The sequence below is a fragment of the Mesorhizobium sp. M7A.F.Ca.CA.002.05.1.1 genome, assembly GCF_003998335.1.
In the GTDB taxonomy this organism is placed as follows: Bacteria; Pseudomonadota; Alphaproteobacteria; order Rhizobiales; family Rhizobiaceae; genus Mesorhizobium.
On record NZ_RZQI01000744.1, the window covers coordinates 1 to 3,024 of the forward strand.

Below are 3,024 nucleotides of genomic sequence, written 5' to 3' on the forward strand. Positions count from 1 at the left end.
TGCAGGTCGCCCAGCAGGATCTGCGTCGGGGTGAGCACCAGCGCCATCCACATGGCCAGCGAGAAAGCGAGGCGGCTGGCCTCCACATGCTGCCTGCGCCAAAGATGGAAGGCAGAGACGCCGGCCACGACGAAGGAGCCGGTAATGAAACTGGCGCAGACCATGTGGGCGAGCCGGTAGGGGAAGGAAGGATTGAAGATGACCTGCCACCAGTCGACGACATGAAAAATGCCGTTGGCGTCGGCCACCGCGCCCTGCGGCGTCTGCATCCAACTGTTGGCGGCGAGGATCCAGGTGGCCGACGTCAGCGTGCCGCCCGCCACCATGCAGCAGGCGAAGAAATGCAGTCCCCTGCTGACCCGGTTCTGGCCGAACAGCACGATGCCGATGAAGCCGGCCTCGAGGAAGAAGGCGGTCAGCGCCTCGTACATGAAGAGCGGGCCGAGGACGTTGGAGACCGAGCGCGAGAAGCCCGCCCAGTTGGTGCCGATCTCGTAGCTCAGCACGAGGCCAGTGATGACGCCCATGCCGAAGGCCAGCGCGAAGATGGAAATCCAGAAGCGCATGAGATCGCGATAGACCTCGCGTCCGGTGCGCCACCAAAGGCCGCTCAGTAGCGCGACGAAGCAGGCGAGCCCGATCGTGACCGTCGGCCACAGGATGTGGAAGCCCATTGTGAAGGCGAACTGGAGTCGGGCAAGGATGACGGCATCCATGGTCAAGCCACCTCAACCTGGACCTGCGCCCGCACGATGCGGATCGGAATGCCCTTGTAGGAGGGTGTGAAACTCATTGGATCGTGGGCGTGAAGCGGCACCAGCGGATTGGTCTCTGGGTAATAGGCCGCGCAGCCGCCGGCCGGGAATGCATGGGCGACCAGCTTGAAATTGCGAACCACTCGCTCCACGCCGTCGTCTGAAACGGTGACTAGGTCGACGCGGTCGCCCGGCTTGAAGCCGCGCTTCTCGATTTCCTCGACGCTTATGAACAGCACGTCGCGTTGGCCGAACACGCCGCGATAGCGGTCTGAGAGTGAATAGAGCGTGGTATTGTACTGGTCATGGCTGCGCACGCTGGTGAGCCACAAAACGTCCGCATCGGATGCGTTATCCTCGCCGAGCCCATCGAACGGCATGAAGTTCGCCTTGCCGGTAGCCGTATTCCAAATACGCTCGCGCGCCGTCGAGGGGAGGTGGAAGCCGCCGGGTACGCGGATGCGAGCGTTGTAGCCCTCGAAAATCGGAAAGACGTCTTCGATGGCGTCGCGTATCAGGTCGTAGTCGGCGACGAAGATCTCCCAGTCCACAACTGAGCGCATCCCGAGGGTGGCGCGGGCCATGCCTGCAACGATCGCGGGCTCGCTCTTCAGGTGCTCGGAGGCAGGTTCGTTCATGCCGGTCGACGCGTGCACCATCGACATAGAGTCCTCGACGGTGATGGATTGCGGGCCTGCCGCCTGCAGGTCAACCTCCGTGCGGCCTAGGCAGGGCAGGATGAGCGCGTCGCGGCCATGGATGATGTGGCTGCGGTTAAGCTTGGTCGAGACGTGAACAGTGAGATCGAGACGGCGAAACGCCTCCTGCGTGACCTGCCAGTCTGGGATGGCAGCGACGATGTTGCCACCCATGCCGATGAAGACGCGCGCTTTTCCCTCGACCATGGCCTCCAGCGCGGTGACGACATTGTGTCCATGCTCAGCAGAGGGCTCGAAGCCAAAACGCTGTCCCAGCCGGCCGAGGAATTCAGGGGTCGGAATTTCGGTTATGCCGACGGTACGGTCGCCTTGGACGTTGGAATGGCCGCGCACCGGGCACAAGCCGGCGCCTTCCTTTCCGATATTTCCCTTGAGCAGGCAAAGATTGGCAAGCTGCTGGACGCTTTTCGCGCCGTGCCGGTGCTGGGTGATGCCCATGCCATAGACGACGATCGCCCTCTTCGCCTTCATATAGACATGGGCGGCTTCCTCGATCGCCGAGCGCGTGAGGCCCGATCGCCGCTCGATGTCTTCCCAGCATGTGGCCTTGAGGTCGGCGACGAGCGCCTCGATGCCGACGGTGTGGCCGCGGATAAAATCCCAGTCAAGGGCCTCGATCTGGTGTTCGGCGCGCAGCCGCTCATCCTCCTCGACTAGCACCTTCATCAAGCCCTTGAGCACTGCGATGTCGCCGCCGACCTTGACTTGGTGCAGGCGCGAGCTGATCGGGGTGGACGTCAGCGTCGTCATCTCGATCGGGCTCTGCGGCGCCTGAAAGCGCTCCAGCGCCCGCTCGCGGAACGGATTGAACGAAATAATGGTTGCGCCGCGTCGCGAGGCACTGCGCAGGCTGGTCATCATGCGCGGGCTGTTGGTGCCGGGGTTCTGGCCGAAGATGAAGATGCAGTCAGTCTTGTCGAAATCGTCCAGCAGCACCGTGCCCTTGCCGACGCCGAGCGACTGCGGCAAGCCGACGCTGGTAGCCTCGTGGCACATGTTGGAACAGTCGGGGAAGTTGTTGGTGCCGTATTCGCGCACAAAGAGCTGGTAGAGGAAGGCGGCCTCGTTGGAGGTGCGACCGGAGGTGTAGAACTCCGCCATATTCGGATTGGGAAGGGCGCCCAGATGCCGACCGATCATGGCGAAGGCGTCGTCCCAGTTCACCGACAAGTAGCGATCGCTGGCTTGGTCGTAGGCCATCGGATGAGTAAGCCGCCCGACCATTTCGAGTTCGTAGTCGCTCCATGTCGAAAGCTCGGTGACGGTGTGAGCTGCGAAGAACTCCGGCGTGCAGCGCTTCGCCGTCACCTCCCAGGCGACTGCCTTGCCGCCGTTCTCGCAGAATTCGAAGGGCGAGGTGTGTTTGGGATCTGGCCAAGCGCAGCCCGGGCAATCGAAGCCAAGCGGCTGGTTCATGCGCAGCAGCGTTGTCGCGCCCTTGATCGCAATATCCTGCTCGACCAGGTGCTCGCCGAGCGCCTTCAGCGCACCCCAGCCGCCGGCGGCCTCGTCATAACGCTCAATACGCTTCTTGCCACTCATTTCTATGC

General features: G+C 62.8%; 2 protein-coding genes. Both read right to left on the minus strand.

Features of this window, described 5'->3' with window-relative positions; genetic code table 11:
- A partial coding sequence (locus tag EN939_RS27690) for a cytochrome ubiquinol oxidase subunit I (protein WP_164751272.1) occupies nucleotides 1-716 on the minus strand: 716 nt, incomplete at its 3' end.
- 2 nt (nucleotides 717-718) lie between these two features.
- Nucleotides 719-3,016 carry an FdhF/YdeP family oxidoreductase gene (locus EN939_RS27695; protein WP_127270666.1) on the minus strand — a complete coding sequence of 766 codons (2,298 nt, stop codon included), beginning with the start codon at nucleotides 3,014-3,016 and terminating at the stop codon, nucleotides 719-721.
- Between the last annotated feature and the right edge of the window lie 8 nt (nucleotides 3,017-3,024).